We start from the raw sequence: 18172 nt of genomic DNA on the forward strand, positions 1-18172 counted from the left end.
TAGCGTGGCCTGTTTGCGTTGCATCAAGCACCTTGAAGCCTTAATTGAACGTGATTTCCTTGCGGTTATCGCGCGGGACGCGGTCGATCATCTTGTTGTACGGATCAACACCCACGTCGAACGGTTTGTCCTTCACGGTGATGGTGAGTACCGGGTCGCTGCCCGACACCATGCGCTTGTCCGTGAACAGGACTTTTTCATCCTTTTCCTTGGCGCCAGGCGCGCGCGCGAAGATGGCGATTTCCACCGGCTCGTCATAGACGCGCGCGCTTTCCTTGCCCTTGCCGTCGGACTCCAGCTTGGCCAGGTGCAGCTGCAGGGTGACATCCCACTGGCCATCCTTGCGCTGCACGGCCGACGCTTGCGTCACGCGGTTGTCGTAGAAGACGATCTTCTCGAACAGGTCCGTGATCAGCGCCTGCTTGTCCTGCGGCGCTTCGGCGCGGATGTAGGCGAGCAATTCCGACGACGTGGTGAACGGCGCCTGCTGATAGCCCTTGTCTTGCAGATAGCGTTTCAGGGCACGGTTCAGGGCCTCCTCGCCGAGCTCGTCGCGCAGGCGGTAGAACACCAGGCTGCCTTTGTTGTAGTGGATGTATTGCTGTCCTTCCACGCGCGCCAGCGGCTGTTCCTCGATGGCTTCGCCGCCGCGCCCGCTCAGGTAGCGGTCCAGTTCATAGCGCAGGAAGCGGCGCATTTTTTCGCGGCCATATTCCTTTTCCATCACCATCAGCGCCGAGTACTGCGCCAGCGATTCCATCAGCATGCTGGCGCCCTGTACGTTGGCGCCGATTACCTGGTGGCCCCACCACTGGTGCGCCATTTCATGCGCCGTGACGTAGAACACGTAGTCGATGTCATCCTTGTCGCGCAGGTCGGCGATGAAGCCGATGCCTTCCGAATACGGAATCGTATTGGCAAACGACTGCGCGAAGCTCTGGTAGCCCGGAAACTCCAGGATGCGCACCTGCTTGTGCTGGTAGGGCGTGAACTGGGTGGTGTAGTAATCGAGCGACTTTTGCACGGAGGTAATCATGCGGTCCGTGTTGTAGCCATGCTTTTTATTAAAGTAAATTTCGATCGGCACGCCATGCCAGTCGCCTTTTTTGACTTCCCAGCGGGCCGACAGGTAGGCAAAGAACGGCATCATCGGCTGGTCCATCTTGTAGCGGTAATAGCGGCGGCCATCCTTTTCCCAGCTTGCCTGCAGGTAACCAGGCGCCAGGGCGATCTGCTCGCCGCTGGTGGAAACCGTCGTGTCGAAATGGATCCAGTCGGCATCGCCGCCCAACACCGTATTGCCATACGCGGAACTGTCTTCCAGCTTGGCCATGCGCTGCGGTTCGCCCAGGCCCCGTTTGCGGCGCTCATTGCGGTCCGTCAACTCCATTTCCTTCGCGTAGCCGAAGTGGGGGAAGAAGGCCTGGTTGTTGAAGAAGCTGCCGTTCAGGTTGACCTGGTCCGGCGCGCCGTCGTTGGTGAAACCCTGATGCGTGACGGCCACCGTGAAGTCCAGCGGCAGGGTGGCGCCCGGTGCCAGCGGTTGCGCCAGCTTGAGGATGCTGAAGCCGAGTTCCTTGTCGTCGAGCGCGACCTTGTGCTCAGGCAAGTTCAACCAGTGCGTTTCCAGGTCCGGGTTGAGCTGGATGCGCAGGGTGTCGAGTGGCTGCTGCGTCTTGTTTTGCAGCACGTAGTGGCCCTTGATCAACACCTTGCGTTGCTCAGGATAGATATCCACATCGGCCTGGACGTCGGTGATCTTCAGCTGCGGCAAGCCCTTGTATTGCTTGTACAATTTCTCGTAGCGGGCTTGCTTGTCCATGCCGATGTCCGACGTCTCGTACTTGTTCAGCACGTTCGTGTTGTAGAAGATCCAGCCGCCCGTGCCTGCCCAGCACAGCACGACCACGGCCAGGGCGGCGCCGGCGCGGCCTTGCAGGCGCTGGCGGGCCAGGCGCACGCGCGCGCGCCAGTCGACGGACAGGCCGCGTACCCAGAACGCACGGGCCAGCATGATGAGCGCCACGGTAAACAGGCTCCAGTACAGAGAGAACCAGGCCCAGCCCGTCAGGAAGTGGCCATAGCCATTCATGTCTGAATACTTGATGGCCGGCGTGCCGCCGAAGGCGTACAGATTGTGTTCCAGGTGCAGCATGCCCAGCACGGCTTGCGCCACCATCAGCAGGATCACCAGCAGGTAGCCGATGAACTTGTTATTCGACAGCACTTGCAGGGTGAGGGCGCACAATCCCATCAACACGAAGAAGAGGGAACCGAGCAGGGTGCCTTTCAGGTACAGGCCCAGTTCCACGGGCGCGCCGCCCTTGACGAGTTGGAAACCGATGGCGGTGATGACGCCCACCAGCAGGTAGCCGGCGATGACGCCGACCAGGGCCGTGCACTTGGCCAGCAGGGGCACCCAGCCGGGTACGGGCATGGCATCGCTGACGTCGGCGATCTTGACCTGGCGCTCCTTGAAGATCAGCTCACCCGCATAAAAGGTGACGATGATGATCAACAGGAAGCTGAAGCTGTTGTTGATACTTTGCAGCATCAAATGGGTCATCGGATACACGGCCGTGCCGTACATGTTCTTGCCCACGCTGGAGCCGGCGATCAGGTTGATGATGCCGAACAGCAGCATGACGAGGAAGGGCACGCTCTTGAACACGCCGGCGGCATCGAAGCGCAGGATCTGCCACCACTGGCGCCAGGCCGTTGCCGGGGTAAAGGTGGGAATGCTGCGCGGCAGGTGCAGCGGCGCGGTGACGGCCGGCGCGGTCGCAGGCGTCTTGTGCTTGCCGAACAGGCGCTTGCCCGTGCCCGTGCGCTGCGGCTTGAAGAGGATAACGGTGGCGGCAAACAGCACGACGGTGATGCCCAGCCACAGCAAGCGGTTGGCCAGCAGGAAACCGGACAGTGGCGGCAGGCTGGCATTCGACTCGGCGGCCGTGAAGTAGCGCGTCATGCGGCCAAAGGCGCGCACGCCGAAGGGGTCGAGCAGCACGGCATACCATTCATTGTTGATGTCGCGCGTAAACACCCCGGCCATGGCCCACAGCACGAAAAAGCCCAGCACGCCCACGTACACGAGCATCATCGAACGCGTGGTGGCCGCCAGCAGCATCAGCAGGGCGCCGATGAAGAGCAGGTTGGGGATCACGATGACGGCGAAGCTCCAGGCATACGCCTGCAGCGAGAACGCGCCCACGCGCTGCGCATCGACCCAGGGCATGACGGGGCCGAGCATGGTGGCCAGGGCAATGGCGACGAAGATCACCAGGCAGGCGACAAAGCCGGCGGCGAAGCGGCCGAACAGGTAATCCCACTTGCGCATGGGCGTGGCGAACAGCATGTCGGCCATGCCCACTTCGCTGTCGCGCAGCACGGCGCCGGCGATGAAGACGGTGACGAGAAACATCGCCAGCAGGCTGAAGATGCCCAGCATCTGCGCCACCACCGTGGGAGCGTTGCGGTTGATGTTGCCGATGGCGCCACCGATCTGCACCGAGTCGCTGGTGGTGGCGCCAAAGGCCATCAGGGCCATGATGATTGCAAAGACCCACAGCAGCGGCTGTTTCAGCTGATAGACGAGGTCAAACTTGAAAAATTCCTTCCACATGGCGGCCCCTTACGCTGCCACGGCGGCGGAGGTGGCCGGTGCGGCAGCGGGAGCGGCGGCGCTGTGGCGGGCAGCGTTGCGCACGTGCAGGAAATACACGTCTTCCAGATCGGCGGCGATCTGCACGAAGCCGCTGTCGGGCTGGCTGTCGGCATACACGTTGATTTGCGGCTTGCCGCCCACCAGGCGCGTCGACAGCACGTTCAGGGTTTGCTGGTACTGCGTCAGTTCTTCCGTCGTGACACTGCGGCGCCAGACCTTGCCGTGCAAGGTATCGATGGCCGCCTGCGGCTCGCCCTGCACCAGCACCTGTCCCTTGACGATCATGGCCATGCGCGGGCACAGGTCCGTCACGTCGTCGACGATGTGCGTCGACAGAATCACCACCACTTGCTCGCCGATCTTCGCCAGCAGGTTCAGGAAGCGGTTGCGTTCGTCCGGGTCCAGGCCGGCAGTGGGCTCATCGACGATCACCAGGCGCGGTGCGCCCAGCAGGGCCTGGGCGATGCCGAAGCGCTGGCGCATGCCGCCCGAATACGTGCCCAGGTTGCGCTTGCGCGCTTCCCACAGATTGGTTTGCTGCAGCAAGGCTTCCACGGCTTCCTTGCGCGGGCCCTTTTCTGTCAAACCTTTCAGGACGGCAAAGTGGTTGAGCAAGGTTTCCGCGCTGACCTTCGGATAGACGCCGAAATCCTGCGGCAAATAGCCGAGCTGGCGGCGCAAGCCGGCCTTGTCCTTGAGCACATCGAGGCCATCGAAATGGATGCTGCCGCTGTCGGGATCTTGCAAGGTGGCAATGGTCCGCATCAGCGAGGACTTGCCTGCGCCATTAGGTCCCAGCAAGCCGAACATTCCGTTGGGAATCTCCAGGCTGACATCGTTGATGGCCTTGACGCCATTGGCATATGTTTTGTTCAGCTGTTTGATCGATAGCATGTGCAGCACTCTCCAGAGCTTGGGTCTAAAAAGCCGGCAGATACCTGTCTGCCGGTCTGTGCAAGGGGGTCACCCTTGTTTTCGGTCAACCGCGATGGCGGATGTTACTTAAAGGCAATAATATATAAGCAATTAGAAAAAAAGTAAGCTTTTTGCGACCGGAGGTGGAAAGACGGGCATGAAATGCCCCAGGCGGGGATGAGTGACGGTGATACCATCGTGCACTGGATCGACGCCACCGCGGAGGAAAGTTTTCATGCATGCCATAGACAAGATCATCGCCTTGCGCGCCATTGCCCCAGGCGAAGAGGAGGCACTGGCGCGGCTGTTTCAACTGTACTGTTATGACAATGCCGCCTGGAGCTGTGAGGCGCTGCTGGCCGATGGCCGCTACGACGTGTGCGATGCGGGGCTGGCGTCGTATGTGCATGCAGCCGGCCACACGGCCAGCTGGATCGAGGTCGACGGCGAACTGGCGGGCTTTTTCCTCACGGAGCCTGGCATGGCGGGCGGGCTGGCGGTGCAGGAGTTCAGCGACTTTTTTATTCTGAAGCAATACCGTCGCCGGGGCGTGGCGCTGGAAGTGGTGCGCAGGGTGCTGCTGGACAGCGGGCGGACGTGGCTGGTGGCAACGTTTCGCGACGATACCGCTGCCTGCGCGTTCTGGCGGCAGGCGTTTGCGCGCCTGCCGTTTGCCAGGGTCGAGGCGTACGATGATCCGGCCTTGCCGCAGTTCCAGCTGACCTTGCTGAAACCGGCGGCCTGAGCGCGTTTAGAAGCGTACTTTCACATACGCCGACGGTCCCGTCAGGCGAATGTTCAAGTCGGCATCGCGTTCGCTGTCGCGGTGCAGCTTGATTTTCGAGATGCCGTAATCGGCCACGAATCCGATGTTCTTGAACGGAAACCATTCCACGCCGACATTGCCGCCGTAGATGTGACCGTTGATGCGCCCGCCATTTTTCTTGATGCCCGACGCTTCCGCATACATGCGCAAGTCCGGCGTGAAGGCGTGGCGCCAGCCCACTTCCAGCAGCGGCGCAAACGCATGCTCGCCGATGGAATCGCGCGCCGTGGCCGTTTCGCCATTGACGACGCCGGTGGCCGTGCCGTTCAGGTTGGCATGGTAGTAGGCGGCGCCCAGGCCGATGCCGAAGGTGTCGTTGCCGCTGCCCAGCCACCATTTATAGGCCAGCTTGGCCAGGTCCAGCTTCAGATCCGCATTCGCCGTGGCCGTGCCCGTGACGGGCTGGCCATTGATGATGGTCTCGCCCGTCAAGCTTGGCGTGTAGGATTTGTCGTAGCGGTAGTAGTCGAATGCCAGGCCATGGCGGTCGCCGATCAGCAAATCCGCCTTGATGCGCGGGATGGTCGTGTGGCTTTGCTTCGATTCGGGCGCGTCGATACGGCCAAACTGCGTGTCGGCGCCGATATTGATGCGCGGATCGGCGGAAAATGCGCCCACCGAGATGCTGACACGGTCCAGCGTGGGCGATGGCTCGGCCCGCGCCGTGGCGGCCGCCGTGGCCATGCCCAGCACACCCAGCATCATGGCGCCGCGCAAGGCGAGATGCTGAAAACGGAGTGGGGACAGGCGGGCGGGGACGGACGTAACAACCATGGGACAACTCCTCAAGATAAAGTGAAAACTGTCGCGACGCATGGGTGGTCCACGCTGGGCAACAGTGCAATGAGGAAATGGTAGCAATTGTTACTTTTGGATTACGTAGCCGCACGGCGCAAATTCCCGTCGGATTTGTCCTACCGTGTGTAACAGCTGGTACACATCCCGGCATTGCCTGCAACGCGGGACGCGGGCAGAATGGTGTGCACAAGGAGGAGACACCGCATGAGAATCGCCGCCATTTCCGATATCCACGGCAACCTCGACGCGCTCGAGGCCGTGCTGGCCGACATCGCGCAACGGGGCGTGGACCTGACCGTCAACCTCGGCGATATCGTCTCGGGCCATCTGCAGCCGCGCGCCACGGCGGCGCGGCTGATGGCGCTGGACCTGCCCACCATCCGTGGCAACCATGAGCGCCAGTTGCTGGGCGACCCGGCCCGCATGGGCGCGTCGGACGCCTTTGCGCGCGCGCAACTGTTGCCCGAGCAACTCGCGTGGATGGACGCGCTGCCGGCCACCTTGCGCTTGCGCAAGGACGTGCTGCTCGTGCACGGCACGCCGACAAGCGACCTCGTGTATTTTCTCGACAGCGTCACGCCGCAAGGCAGCCGCGCCGCCACGCCGCAGGATGTGGCGGAACGGGCCGGGACGGCCGACGCGGCCCTGATCCTGTGCGGCCACACGCACATGCCGCGCATGTTGCGCCTGGACGATGGGCGGCTGGTTCTCAATCCTGGCAGCGTGGGCTTGCAGGCCTACGATGACGATCACGGCTATCCGCACGTGATGGAGAACGGCACGCCGCACGCGCGCTACGCCATCGCCGAGCAGGGCGCGAACGGTGCCTGGACGGCGCAGTTGCATGCGGTCGAGTATGACTGGGACAAGGCGGCGCGGCTGGCGCTGGCCAACGGCCGGCCCGACTGGGTCACGCCCTTGCGCACGGGATTCGTCGGCGCCGCCTGATGTTGCTTAGCAGCTCGGCGCGCGGGTGACGGGCACGGGCACCAGTTCCGTCTTGCCTTCCCTGGCGATCACCTGGTTGATGCTGATGCTGCAGCGCTTGCCTTCCCATGAGAAAGCCGCTTCGTAATCCTCGCCGGCGCGCGGCGTGAAGGTGATGTCGCCACTGCAGCTGGGCGAGACGGTTTCATAGTTGATGCCGTTGACCACATAAAATGGCGAAACGTCCCGGAAGCCAATACGCAGGCTACTTGGCTTGTCGGCTGGAACTTCATATTCGCGGAAATAGGCTTTCGAGAAAATCCCATCTTTGCGCGACAGGTTTTTCGACGTTTCCGTCTCGGCGATGCCCAGGCTGGTATTGCTGACGCTGCCGATGAAGGAGCCGAACGCGGAGCTCATGCCGCCGCTGGCCTTTTCCACGCCATCGCTGAACATGCCGCGGATGCAGCTGCTGTCGCGGTACAGGAAGGCGGTGGCGCCATTCTGGCCGAACAGGCGCAGACGGCTGACGGTGGATATTGCCGGTGCCGTTGGCGCGCTCGCTACCTCTACAGCGGCAGCGGGTGCTTCGGTGGTGGCGATATCCTGGGCAAAGCTGGTGGCGCTGAGCAAGAGGGAAAAAAGGAAAGCAGGTTTTTTCATTGGTTTAAAGAAATTATCAAAAAGAAATAATATATACCATACGGCAATATATTGCTGCTCTTTTTGATAAGCTTGCCACCGTGCCTTACCTTAGCGGAACTCTTCCGCCACCAGGTTGTACTTCTGCATCTTGTGATACAAGGTCTGTTTCGGCAAGCCGAGCACCGTGCTCACTTCGCTGACGTTGCCGGAATATGCGCGCAGTTCCTGTTCAATCAGCGCGCGTTCGAAGCCGTTCACCTGCTCCGCCAGCGACAGGGGGCTGGCCTGATTGCCCGCCAGCAGGCTCGAAGCGCCGCTGGCGATACCGAGCACGAAGCGGTCGGCGATATTGCGCAGTTCGCGCACATTGCCGGGCCAGGAATGGGCCATCAGGTTGCGCATCTGTGCGCTCGACACCACGGGCGCGGCGCGGTTGTAGCGGGCGGCGGCGGCCAGCACGAAGTGCTCGAACAGGATGGGAATGTCTTCGCGCCGTTCGCGCAAGGGCGGCAAATGCAGCACGATCAGATTCAGGCGGTAGTACAGGTCGCTGCGGAATTTCTGCTGCTGCGACAGTTCTTCCAGATCCAACTTGGCCGCCGCGATGACGCGCACGTCGACGGGCGTGGGCACGTTCGAGCCCAGGCGTTCGATATAGCGTTCCTGCAGCACGCGCAGCAATTTGACTTGCAGGGACAGGGGCAGGCTTTCGATTTCGTCGAGGAAAAAAGTGCCGTGGTCCGCGTGCTCGATCTTGCCCACCTGCCGCTTGGCCGCGCCCGTGAATGCGCCCGGTTCGTGGCCGAAGACTTCGCTTTCGAATATGCTTTCGGGAATCGCGCCGCAGTTGACGGCGACAAAGTTGTGCTTGCGGCGGTGGCTGAAGTCGTGCAGGCAGCGGGCCACCATTTCCTTGCCCGTACCCGTGTCGCCATAGATCAGTACGTCGGCCGGTTCGTCGGCAACGTCGAGTATCAAACGCCGTATGTCGCGCATCGCCACGGAATTACCCAATAAGCGCGCCTCGATGCCACCGCCGTCTTCCAACTGGCGGCGCAGGCTGTGCACTTCCAGCGTCAGCCGCCGTGTTTCCAGCGCGCGCAGGATGACGTCGACCAGTTGCTCGGACGAATACGGCTTTTCGATGAAATCGTAGGCGCCCGTGCGCATGGCGTGCACGGCCATCGTGATGTCGCCGTGGCCCGTGACGAGGATCACGGGCAGGTTGGCATCGAGCGTCTTGACCGCTTGCAGCAATTCCAGGCCGCTCATGCCGGGCAGGCGCACGTCGCTGACGACGATGCCGGGGAAATCCGGCGTCAGCAGTTTATAGGCCAGCTCGGCCGAGTGGAAGGCCAGCACGTCCAGGCCGGCCAGCTGCAGTGCCTGCTCGCTGCCTTCGCGTACGGTGGGGTCGTCTTCGACCAGCAAGACCTTCAAGCCGTCAAACATGTTTTTCCTCCTGCGTTGCAATCTGTAGTTCGATGGTGAAGATGGCGCCGCCGCCGGGGGCGTTTTCGGCGCGCAGCATGCCGCCGAACTGGCGCGTGATCTGTTCGGAAATGGCCAGGCCCAGGCCCAGTCCCAGTCCTTGCGGCTTGGTCGTGAAGAACGGTTCGAACAGGTGTTCGTACACTTCCGTCGACAGGCCCGGCCCCGTGTCGGCCACATGGATCAGCACGTGCTCCGGCGTGCATTCGACGGCCACGCGCAGGCTGCGCACGTCGCTGCCGTTCATGGCGTCGAGCGCATTCGCGTACAGGTTCACCAGCACCTGCTCCAGGCGGTTGCTTTCGCACATGGCGAAGATGTCTTCGGGCGGCAGTTGCAAAGTGAAACGCACATTTTCCACCTGCAGGCGGCGCTCGACCAGGAACAGGGCATTGCTGATCGCCGTGGGTATCGAGACGGAGGTCAGGCTGGTCGTCGATTTGCGCGCAAAAATCTTCAATTGACCCGTAATGGTCCCCATCCTGGCCGCAATTTGCGAGATCTTCGCCAGGTTGCGCCGCGCATCGTCGAGCCGTCCCCGCTCGAGCAGGATGACGGCATTGTCGGACATGGTGCGCAGCGCCGTCAGTGGCTGGTTGAGCTCATGCGTGATGCTGGCCGACATTTGTCCCAGCACGGCCATCTTACCTGCTTGAAACAATTCGTTTTGCGTGATGTGGAGCTTTTGCTCGGCCTTGCTGCGCACCTCGATTTCCTGGCTCAGGCTTTGCGTCATGGCATTGAGTTCCGAGGTGCGTTCCTCGACCATGGCTTCCAGGTTGTCGTAGGCATGTTGCAAGTCTTCGCGGGCGCGCAGTTTTTGCGCCACGGCTGCGCGGCGCTGGCGCAGGTAAAAGAACAGCAGCATGAAAAAGCCCAGCAGCACGCAAGAGAAGGCGGCCGCCGCGCGCGCGCTGGCTTTCGCCTGTGCCAGGTCGGACAGGTAAATGAAAGTCCAGCCTTGCGGCGACTTGAGCTTGATCTGCGTCATCACGCTGGAGCTGATCTTCGGTGGCGTGTCGGCGTGTTCCTGCTCGCGCACGCTGATCACGCGCGCGCCATTGCCCAGCTGGCGGTCCGAGACGAAGGGGATGGCTTCCAGCTGCTTCGAGTAATACTGGCGCGTGCGGTTGAGTTCCTCAACGATGGCGGGCGACAGCGGCGCCAGGGTCTTGTATTTCCAGTCGGCCATGGAACTGAGGAAGATCACGCCGTGCTCGTCGGCCAGCATCACCTTGTCGGCGCCTTGCACCCAGCGTTTTTCCAGGGTTTCCAGGTTCACCTTCACCGTTGCCAGGCCCAGCATGTGGCCATTCTGGTAGATGCCATGGGCAAAGAAGTAGCCGGGCTCGAGCCGCGTCGTGCCGACGCCATAAAAACGTCCCGGCGTGCCCCGCAGGGCGTCCTGGGCATACGGGCGGAACGAGATATTGTCGCCAATAAAGCTGTCGGGCCCCTGCCAGTTGCTGGCGGCCCGCGTGTTGCCGTCGAGGTTGCTGATGAAAATGGTCGACGATTTCGCCTGGGCATTCATCTGCTCCAGGTAATGGTTGACCGTATCGACCAGCACCGGGTCTTCCGGTTGCTGCAGCAGGCGGATCACGTCGCGGTTCAGCTCCAGCGTCTTGGGCAGGAAGTCGTATTTCTCCAGCGCATTTTCCAGGCTGCTGACATACACTTCCAGGCGCTGTACGCCGCTCGCCTGCAGCTTGCCGATGGCGATGCGCTCCGTCCAGAAATACACGAGCCAGACGGTCGTCAGGCAGGCGGCCAGCACCACGCCCCAGGCCAGCGTTTCGCGGCCCGACCGTTGCGCCAGGCGCTGGCGCCAGGAAAGGGAGGGTTTACTACTGCTATTCATAAAATCAGCTGCCAACTTGCAAGAACCCACAGTATCGCATTTAAGTAATCGCGGAAATAAAAAAGCCGCCGGACATGCATCCGGCGGCCTGCGCTGTAACTAGCCGCGATCAGAATGTATGACGCATGCCCAGGTTGAAACCGCTGTTGCCGGTGCCATCGTCGGTGGCATTGCCAACCTTGTAAGTGGCGCCGTTCTTGTTCGTGATGTGGCCGTAACCTGTGTACAGGTCGCTGCGCTTGGACAGGGCGTAGAACGCGCCGATGGCCCACTGCTGGGCGTCACGGTTCAGGTTGCTCTTGTCGTTGTGGCGGATGTACGACGCGACCAGCTTGGTGGCGCCGAACGGGGCGCTGAAGCCGACCAGGATGTCGTTGCTCTTGCTGTTGTCCAGGGCGCGGTTGTCGGCGTAGCCGAAGTTGCCTTGCACGACGCCAAAGTCGTAGCGCGTGGCCAGCAGGGTGTTGCGCGTTTGCTGGGTCGCCAGCGGATTTTCCTGGCGGTGGTGCGTCAGGGTCACGTTCAGCGGACCGTCGATGTAGTGCACGGCGCCGCCCATGCTGCGGTTTTTCGCATTATCGCCGGCCACTTCGCCAAAGCCATACGCCAGGTCGGCCGACAGCTTGCTCCAGGTCGGCGTGCTGTATTGCACCATGTTGTCGATGCGATAATTCGTCGCCATAATGTTCGACGCCGTGCCGGCCAGGCCGATGACGAACGGATCGGCCACGTCGCGCAGGGCCAGGTAGTACGGCGTGTATTGGCGACCCAAGGTGACGGCGCCGGCGTTGCCGGTCAGGCCGACGTACGACTGGCGGCCGAACAGCCGGCCGCCCTGGCCCGAGGTGCCGGTATCGATATTGAAACCACTTTCCAGCACGAAAATGGCGGCCAGGCCACCACCCAGGTCTTCCTTGCCCTTGAAGCCGATGCGCGAGCCGGAAGCGACGCCGGAAGCGACGCGGTTCAGGCGGTTTCCAGCCGCATCCTTGTCGAACACCAGGCCGGCGTCAGCCACGCCATACATGGTGACGCTCGATTGGGCCATGGCGCCGGTGGAGGCTACGCCAAGGGTCAGCAGGGTAAACAGGACTTTTTTCATGAAAATCTCTCTAATAAGTTGGAATGACTACTGATCGCACTACCTGACTGCTTGTTACTCAACATGGACAACAAATAAATGGCCCGCTTGTGGCGGGCCATGGCGCTATCAGGCTTTGCTAGCGTGATCCGCTTCGCCCCAATGGCTTTCCGTGTTCTGGTTGGCGGCGTTGGCCGCGGCGGCTTCTTCCTCGGTGGCCAGGCCACCTTCCCACTTGGCGACGACGGCCGTGGCGACGGCATTGCCGACCGCGTTGGTGGCCGAACGGCCCATGTCGAGGAATTGGTCGACACCCATCAGCAGCAGCAAGCCCGCTTCCGGGATATTGAATTGGTTCAGGGTCGCGGCAATCACCACCAGCGAGGCGCGCGGCACGCCGGCCATGCCTTTCGAGGTCAGCATCAGCAGCAGCAGCATGGTGATCTGCGTGCCGATCGACAGGTCGATACCGTAGGCTTGCGCGATGAACAGCACGGCGAAGGTGCAGTACATCATCGAGCCATCGAGATTGAAGGAGTAGCCCATTGGCAACACAAAACTGGAAATCTTGCGGTCCACGCCGAACTGGTCGAGCGCCGTCAGCAGTTTTGGATACGCTGCTTCCGAGCTGGCCGTCGAGAATGCCAGCAGGAATGGTTCGCGGATCAGGCCGACGAGCTTGAAGATGCGCGGGCCGATGACGACGAAGCCGGCGCCGATCAGCAGGGTCCACAGGCACAGCAGGCCCAGGTAGAAACCGCCCATGAATTTGGCAAACGTGACCAGCACGCCCAGGCCGTGGGTGGTGATGACGGAGGCCATGGCGGCGAACACGGCCAGCGGGGCCAGGTTCATGATGGTGCCGGTGATGCGCAGCATGACTTGTGCCAGCTGGTCGACGACGGCCGTCAGGGTCTTGCCCGATTCGCCCAGGCCGGCCAGTGCGCCGCCGAAGAAGATCGAGAATACCAGCACTTGCAGGATTTCATTGTTGGCCATGGCCTCGATCGGCGACTTCGGCACCAGGTGCGTGAAGAAATCTTTCAAGGTGAAGGCGGCCGTTTTCAAATTGGTCGAAGCGTGTACGTCCGGCAGTGGCAGGCCCAGGTTGGTACCCAGTTGCATCAGGTTCGACAGCACCATGCCCAGCGCCAGCGAGACCAGCGAGGCGACGACGAACCAGCACATGGCTTTCAAGCCGATGCGGCCCGCCGTCTTGCCGTCGCCCATGTGGGCGATACCGACCGTCAGGGTGGAGAACACCAGCAGCGCGATGATCATCTTGATCAGGCGCAGGAAGACGTCGGTGACGATGGAAATATTGCCAGCGATCTGAGCGCTGAGCTTGGCATCAGGGAAGGCGGTGTTGCATCCATAGCCCACGGCAATGCCGAGGATCATGGCAATCAGGATGTACAGGGTTAATGGCCGTTTCTTTTTCATTTTGACTCCTCCGGTGAAACGCCGCTGTGAGCGGATTATTGATAGCGAGCAACTCAAGCTTGGAGTCAGTATTTCTCAAAAACAAGCCTTTGCGTGCCAGCGATTATTTGCAGCAAAACCTGTACATAGCAAAGGATATGCCTGAAATGGGAATTTGCGACCTAACTTCTTAAGTTGTTGATTTAAGGAAGCTTTTTTGTTGCTTAGATGTCGCAATTTTGCACGCTTGCGCGAAATATTGGACGCGGCGGGCTATCGCTGTATGACTTTTCATACGCTAGTCGCGGCAGGGTGGCGGTACGGCAAAAAGACAAGATTATCAGGACAATAAAAAAGCCCCTCCGAAGAGGGGCTTGAAATAGCGCAATGCGTGTTTAGAACTTGATATTGGCCGTCAGGCTGAACGAACGGGGCTGGCCCGGGGTGTAGCGGAAGCCGGACTTGTTGATGGCCGCCACATAGGTCTTGTCGGCCAGGTTGTAGGCGTTCAACTGCAAGTCGAGGTTCTTGTTGACGGTGTAGGTTGCCATGGCGTCGAAGACCCAGTAGGCATCCACGCGGGCCGGCGTGCCGACGGCGCCATCGGTGCCGCGCAACATTTCACCCACGTAACGCGCGCCGCCACCGATCTTCAGGCCAAACGGCAGGGTGTACGAAGTCCAGCTGGTGAACGCCTGTTTAGGCGTGTAGCTGAGGTTATTGATGCCGCTGGCCGTGACGACCTTGCCCGACTCGACCTTGGTATTCATGCGCGTGTAGCCGGCGCTGACCAGCCAGTTCGGCATGATCTCGCCCACCATGCCGATCTCGACGCCTTGCACGCGCTTCTTGCCGGTCTGGTAATAAATGGTCGAGATGACAGGATCCTGTTCCACTTCATTCTTGACGGTGGTCTGGTAGACGGCGGCCGACAGCGACAGTTTTTGCTTCAGGAAGTCCCACTTGGTGCCGATTTCCTTGGTGGTGGTTTCTTGTGGGTCATAGTTCGGGTTTTGCGCGCTGCTGGCGCCCGTGCTCAGGGCGAAGTTGGTACCCGGTGGCGCCTTCGACGTGGCCAGCAAGGCGTACACGCTGCTGTCCGGCGTCGGCTTGTACAGGGCCGAGATCTTGCCGTTGGCCAGGGTGTCGCTCAGGGTCAGGTGAGTGGGAATTGGTGTGCCCACTGGCAATGGCTGTACCGCCGGCGACTTGACGGCTGTTTGCAGGGTGACGGCGTCATAGGTGGTGTTGAAGTGGTCGAAGCGCACGCCGCCATTGAAGATCCACTTGTCGCCGAACTTGATGGTGTCAAAGACATATGCGCTTTGCGTGTTGACTTCGCCTTCGGTGAAGGCGCCGCTGCGCACGGGCTGGTAGCCGGTGACGGGGTCGCGCGGGTTCGGGTGGTACAGATTGGCGTCCGGCAAGGTGCCCAGGCTGGCAGGCACATAGCCGTAGTTGGTCTGTTTTTCGCTGGTGAACTCGGCGCCGGCCACCACGGAGTGTTTCAGCACGCCCGTGTCGAACTGTGCGCTGACGACGGTCTGGTTGGTCAGGATCGTGTTTTCCTGGTCCTTCACGGTGCGCAGCGAGCGCGCCAGGGTCCAGGTCGACGGATCGGTGACGACCGGCGTCTTCAGGTTGTCCATGCTGCCCATGAAGGCCGTCAGCAGGTAATCCTGCTTGGTCTTGCCGTAGCGCGTGGTGTTTTGCAGTTGCAGCGTAGGCGAAAAATCATGGTCGATGCGCAAGGTGCCCATGTCGGCCTTGACCTTGTCGTGGTCCGCGGTGGAACCGTAGAAATTCTTTGGATCGACCCGCGCCGCGCTGTTCAGGAAGGTGCGCACCACCGGTTTCTCTTTCGTGGCGACGTCCGGCGCCGAGTAGCCTGGCAAGCCGATGGTCGGCACGAAGCCGTCGGGTACGTTGTTTTGATCCACGTGCAGGTAGCTGGCGGTGATGCGCGTCGGCTTGCCGATGCCGAAGGTGACGGTAGGCGCGAAGGCCCAGCGCTTGTTGGTGACTTCATCGCGCGCCGGGTTGCCGCTGTCCTGCGTCATCAGGTTCAGGCGCAAGGCCGTGCCCGAGTCGCTGTCGAGGATGCGGTTCCAGTCGGCCGTGGCGCGTTTCTGCTTGCCGCTGCCCACCGTCAGCAGAGAGTTGAATTTGTTTTCCATGCTGGCCGTCTTGCTGACCAGGTTGATCGAACCGGTGGGCGAACCGCGGCCGCTGTCCGTGCCCGCCGGGCCCTTCAGTACATCGATCTGTTCGATGTTGAAGACGTCGCGCGAGATGGAACCCACGTCGCGCACGCCATCGACATAGATGCTGCCCGAGGCATCGAAGCCGCGCATGTAGACGGCATCGCCCGTGTTCGTGTTGCCGTTTTCGCCGAGGAAGAAGGTACCGACGCCTGGCGTGTTGCGCAGCGCATCCGTCAGGGTCAGCGCGCCTTGCTGTTCGATCAATTCCTTCTTGATCACGACGATGGTTTGCGGCGTATTGACCAGCTCTTCCGTGTATTTCGGCGACGAGGCTTTTTCGGCCTTGAAATCATTTTCCTTGGAGCCCACGACCTTGATTTCGTTCAGGGTTTGCTGCGATGCCGGGGCACTTTGGCCGGCCGGGTCGGCCGCCTGAGCGGCGACGGGCAGCAGCATCACGGCCAGGGCGGCGCCGATGTGCTGGTTGAAACGGGTTGGGGCGTGTTTGCGGCTCTTGATTGCCATCTTGCTCTCTCGATAAGTTCAGGGTGGTGGTTCCTGGCTGGCTCTGCGCCGCTGTGCTTGGGCACGCGGGCAAGTGGCTGGCGATGGAGACGGAATAGGCGGTATTGTAATAACTGGGCGCTATTTCGTAAATGAGAATCGTTATCAGTATCGTTTACGCAACGGATTGGGCGTGCCGCAAAAAAAATACGCGCATGGCGCATGAATGCTTGCTTTGCGGCCCCGCCGCTGCTATGCGCGCAAGCGTCCGGCGGCGGGAGTATGATGAGCAACCTTTACAAGCGACCTCCAGCATGCTCCAGACTCCCGATGCCTTTGTTCCCCTGATCGACGTGCCCGAACCGGCCCCGGCCGCCACCGAGACGCTGACGTTTGTCTTTCACCGCGGGCGTTTATTGTTGCGTACGCCCGGGCTGACCTTGCCCACGGCCGCCGAGGCGGCCGCGCTCGATATCGAGCTGAGTCGCGCCCAGCCCGTGGGCCTGTGGCAAGGCCGCTATTGCCAGACGGTCTGGACAGATGACGAGCTGTTGCCCGCCGATAGCGGCTTGGCGTATCACGGCATGCGTTCGCTGTTCAACGCCGTCGACGATGGCTTCCTGGGCCTGGCCAGCCGCGCTGTGCAGCTGGCCGAGTGGGCGCGCACGCACCGCCATTGCGGCGTGTGCGCCACGCCCATGCAGCGCACGCGCGGCGAACGCTGTTTTACGTGCGCCGCCTGCGGCATGCTCGCGTATCCGCGCATCTCGCCGGCCATGATGGTGCTGATACGCAAGGGCGACCAGGTGCTGCTGGCCATGCATAAAAACTCGCCATCGCAGCGCTTCAGCCCGCTAGCCGGTTTCCTGGAAGCGGGCGAATCGATCGAGGAAGCCGTGCACCGCGAAGTGATGGAAGAGGTGGGCTTGCGCGTGCATAACTTGCAGTACTTCATGAGCCAGTCCTGGCCGTTTCCCCATTCGCTGATGATTGCGTTTACGGCCGATTACCTCGACGGCGAGATCCGTCTGGACGAGAACGAGATCGCCGAGGCGCGCTGGTTCGGCCCCGGCGATGCCTGGCCGGAAGCGAGTTCCAGCGTGTCGATCTCGGCGCTGCTGGTCGGCGCGCACCGTCCGCCGGCAGTGTCGTAAAGCGGGGGCTGCTCAGGCAGCTTGCCGCATTTTCTATATACTGGCGGCAATTGAAAATTTTAGGGTGGTGTAGCATGTCTCAAGAAGAATTCTCCGAAAACGACTGGCGCCGGCTGATCAGCAGCTTTGGCGAAGACCCGCAGCGTCCTGGCCTGCTGGAAACGCCGGCGCGCGTGGCCAAGGCGTGGAAGCACTGGACGTCCGGCTATGGCCAGGACCCGGTGGACTTGCTGAAAGCCTTTGAAGATGGCGCGGAACAGTACAACGAGCTGATCGTCGTGCGCGGCATCCCAGTCTACAGCCATTGCGAACACCATCTGGCGCCGTTCTTTGGCAAGGCCACCATCGGTTACGTGCCCAACGGCAAGATCGTCGGCTTGTCGAAATTGACGCGCCTGGTCGATTGCTTCTCCAAGCGCCTGCAAGTGCAGGAGCGCATGACGATGCAGATCGCCAATGCCCTGATGGAAGTGCTGGAACCGAAATCGGTGGGCGTGGTCGTACGCTGCCGTCACCTGTGCATGGAAAGCCGCGGCATCCGCACGCCGGGCGAAGAAACCATCACCTCGGCGATGCTGGGCGAGATGCAGCCGAACCTGGCGCTGCGCACGGAATTTTTGGCCCTGGCGCGCGAAGTTTGATTATTTCGGCGACGATGCAGGACGAAGGCGGCTGATGCC

At 61.4% G+C, this 18172-nt stretch carries 13 protein-coding genes; 4 read left to right on the plus strand and 9 right to left on the minus strand.

All coding sequences use genetic code 11. The features are described from left to right. Positions 1-40 precede the first annotated feature (40 nt). Positions 41-3622, minus strand: a complete 3582-nt coding sequence (locus tag KY494_RS18940) for a M1 family aminopeptidase (RefSeq protein ID WP_219887839.1) — start codon at positions 3620-3622, stop codon at positions 41-43. Positions 3623-3631: 9 nt separating this feature from the next. Further along, the gene (locus KY494_RS18945; protein WP_219887840.1) at positions 3632-4558 is read right to left on the minus strand and encodes an ABC transporter ATP-binding protein; all 927 of its coding nucleotides are present in this window, start codon (positions 4556-4558) and stop codon (positions 3632-3634) included. A gap of 256 nt (positions 4559-4814) precedes the next feature. Here KY494_RS18945 and KY494_RS18950 point away from each other — a divergent pair, with 256 nt between their 5' ends. Beyond that, positions 4815-5324, plus strand: a complete 510-nt coding sequence (locus KY494_RS18950; protein ID WP_219887841.1) for a GNAT family N-acetyltransferase — start codon at positions 4815-4817, stop codon at positions 5322-5324. 6 nt (positions 5325-5330) lie between these two features. Here KY494_RS18950 and KY494_RS18955 read toward each other — a convergent pair whose 3' ends face one another. Then, entirely contained in the window at positions 5331-6179 is an 849-nt protein-coding gene (locus tag KY494_RS18955; RefSeq protein WP_219135821.1) for an OprO/OprP family phosphate-selective porin, read from the minus strand. A 228-nt stretch (positions 6180-6407) separates the two neighbouring features. Here KY494_RS18955 and KY494_RS18960 point away from each other — a divergent pair, with 228 nt between their 5' ends. Then, positions 6408-7151, plus strand: a complete 744-nt coding sequence (locus tag KY494_RS18960) for a metallophosphoesterase (RefSeq protein ID WP_219887842.1) — start codon at positions 6408-6410, stop codon at positions 7149-7151. A gap of 6 nt (positions 7152-7157) precedes the next feature. Here the strand turns inward: KY494_RS18960 and KY494_RS18965 are convergent, their stop codons facing one another. From KY494_RS18965 to KY494_RS18990, 6 genes are all read right to left on the minus strand, one after another. Then, positions 7158-7793 carry a hypothetical protein gene (locus tag KY494_RS18965; RefSeq protein WP_219887843.1) on the minus strand — a complete coding sequence of 212 codons (636 nt, stop codon included), beginning with the start codon at positions 7791-7793 and terminating at the stop codon, positions 7158-7160. 90 nt (positions 7794-7883) lie between these two features. After that, complete coding sequence (locus KY494_RS18970) at positions 7884-9227, minus strand: sigma-54 dependent transcriptional regulator (RefSeq protein WP_219887844.1); 1344 nt, start codon at positions 9225-9227, stop codon at positions 7884-7886. Further along, complete coding sequence (locus KY494_RS18975; protein ID WP_219887845.1) at positions 9220-11127, minus strand: ATP-binding protein; 1908 nt, start codon at positions 11125-11127, stop codon at positions 9220-9222. Before KY494_RS18975 ends, KY494_RS18970 begins: the two co-directional genes overlap by 8 nt. A 109-nt stretch (positions 11128-11236) precedes the next feature. Then, positions 11237-12229 (minus strand): porin, encoded by a 993-nt coding sequence (locus KY494_RS18980; protein WP_219887846.1) that lies wholly within the window; start codon positions 12227-12229, stop codon positions 11237-11239. Positions 12230-12337: 108 nt separating this feature from the next. Then, positions 12338-13651 carry a dicarboxylate/amino acid:cation symporter gene (locus KY494_RS18985; protein ID WP_219135815.1) on the minus strand — a complete coding sequence of 438 codons (1314 nt, stop codon included), beginning with the start codon at positions 13649-13651 and terminating at the stop codon, positions 12338-12340. Between the two features lie 374 nt (positions 13652-14025). After that, positions 14026-16359, minus strand: a complete 2334-nt coding sequence (locus tag KY494_RS18990; protein WP_219887847.1) for a catecholate siderophore receptor Fiu — start codon at positions 16357-16359, stop codon at positions 14026-14028. A 293-nt stretch (positions 16360-16652) separates the two neighbouring features. Here KY494_RS18990 and nudC point away from each other — a divergent pair, with 293 nt between their 5' ends. Continuing rightward, entirely contained in the window at positions 16653-17492 is an 840-nt protein-coding gene (nudC, locus tag KY494_RS18995; protein ID WP_219887848.1) for an NAD(+) diphosphatase, read from the plus strand. Positions 17493-17566: 74 nt separating this feature from the next. Next, complete coding sequence (gene folE, locus KY494_RS19000; RefSeq protein ID WP_035822985.1) at positions 17567-18133, plus strand: GTP cyclohydrolase I FolE; 567 nt, start codon at positions 17567-17569, stop codon at positions 18131-18133. The last annotated feature ends 39 nt before the right edge of the window (positions 18134-18172 follow it).

Source organism: Janthinobacterium sp. PAMC25594 (assembly GCF_019443505.1).
Lineage (GTDB): Bacteria > Pseudomonadota > Gammaproteobacteria > Burkholderiales > Burkholderiaceae_D > Janthinobacterium.

Coding starts and splice junctions, on each gene's coding strand:
- KY494_RS18975 (WP_219887845.1), bottom strand. CDS start 11,127: ATGAATAGCAGTAGTAAACCCTCCCTTTCCTGGCGCCAGCGCCTGGCG.
- KY494_RS18985 (WP_219135815.1), bottom strand. CDS start 13,651: ATGAAAAAGAAACGGCCATTAACCCTGTACATCCTGATTGCCATGATC.
- KY494_RS18980 (WP_219887846.1), bottom strand. CDS start 12,229: ATGAAAAAAGTCCTGTTTACCCTGCTGACCCTTGGCGTAGCCTCCACC.
- folE (WP_035822985.1), top strand. CDS start 17,567: ATGTCTCAAGAAGAATTCTCCGAAAACGACTGGCGCCGGCTGATCAGC.
- KY494_RS18940 (WP_219887839.1), bottom strand. CDS start 3,622: ATGTGGAAGGAATTTTTCAAGTTTGACCTCGTCTATCAGCTGAAACAG.
- KY494_RS18990 (WP_219887847.1), bottom strand. CDS start 16,359: ATGGCAATCAAGAGCCGCAAACACGCCCCAACCCGTTTCAACCAGCAC.
- KY494_RS18965 (WP_219887843.1), bottom strand. CDS start 7,793: ATGAAAAAACCTGCTTTCCTTTTTTCCCTCTTGCTCAGCGCCACCAGC.
- nudC (WP_219887848.1), top strand. CDS start 16,653: ATGCTCCAGACTCCCGATGCCTTTGTTCCCCTGATCGACGTGCCCGAA.
- KY494_RS18955 (WP_219135821.1), bottom strand. CDS start 6,179: ATGGTTGTTACGTCCGTCCCCGCCCGCCTGTCCCCACTCCGTTTTCAG.
- KY494_RS18945 (WP_219887840.1), bottom strand. CDS start 4,558: ATGCTATCGATCAAACAGCTGAACAAAACATATGCCAATGGCGTCAAG.
- KY494_RS18970 (WP_219887844.1), bottom strand. CDS start 9,227: ATGTTTGACGGCTTGAAGGTCTTGCTGGTCGAAGACGACCCCACCGTA.
- KY494_RS18950 (WP_219887841.1), top strand. CDS start 4,815: ATGCATGCCATAGACAAGATCATCGCCTTGCGCGCCATTGCCCCAGGC.
- KY494_RS18960 (WP_219887842.1), top strand. CDS start 6,408: ATGAGAATCGCCGCCATTTCCGATATCCACGGCAACCTCGACGCGCTC.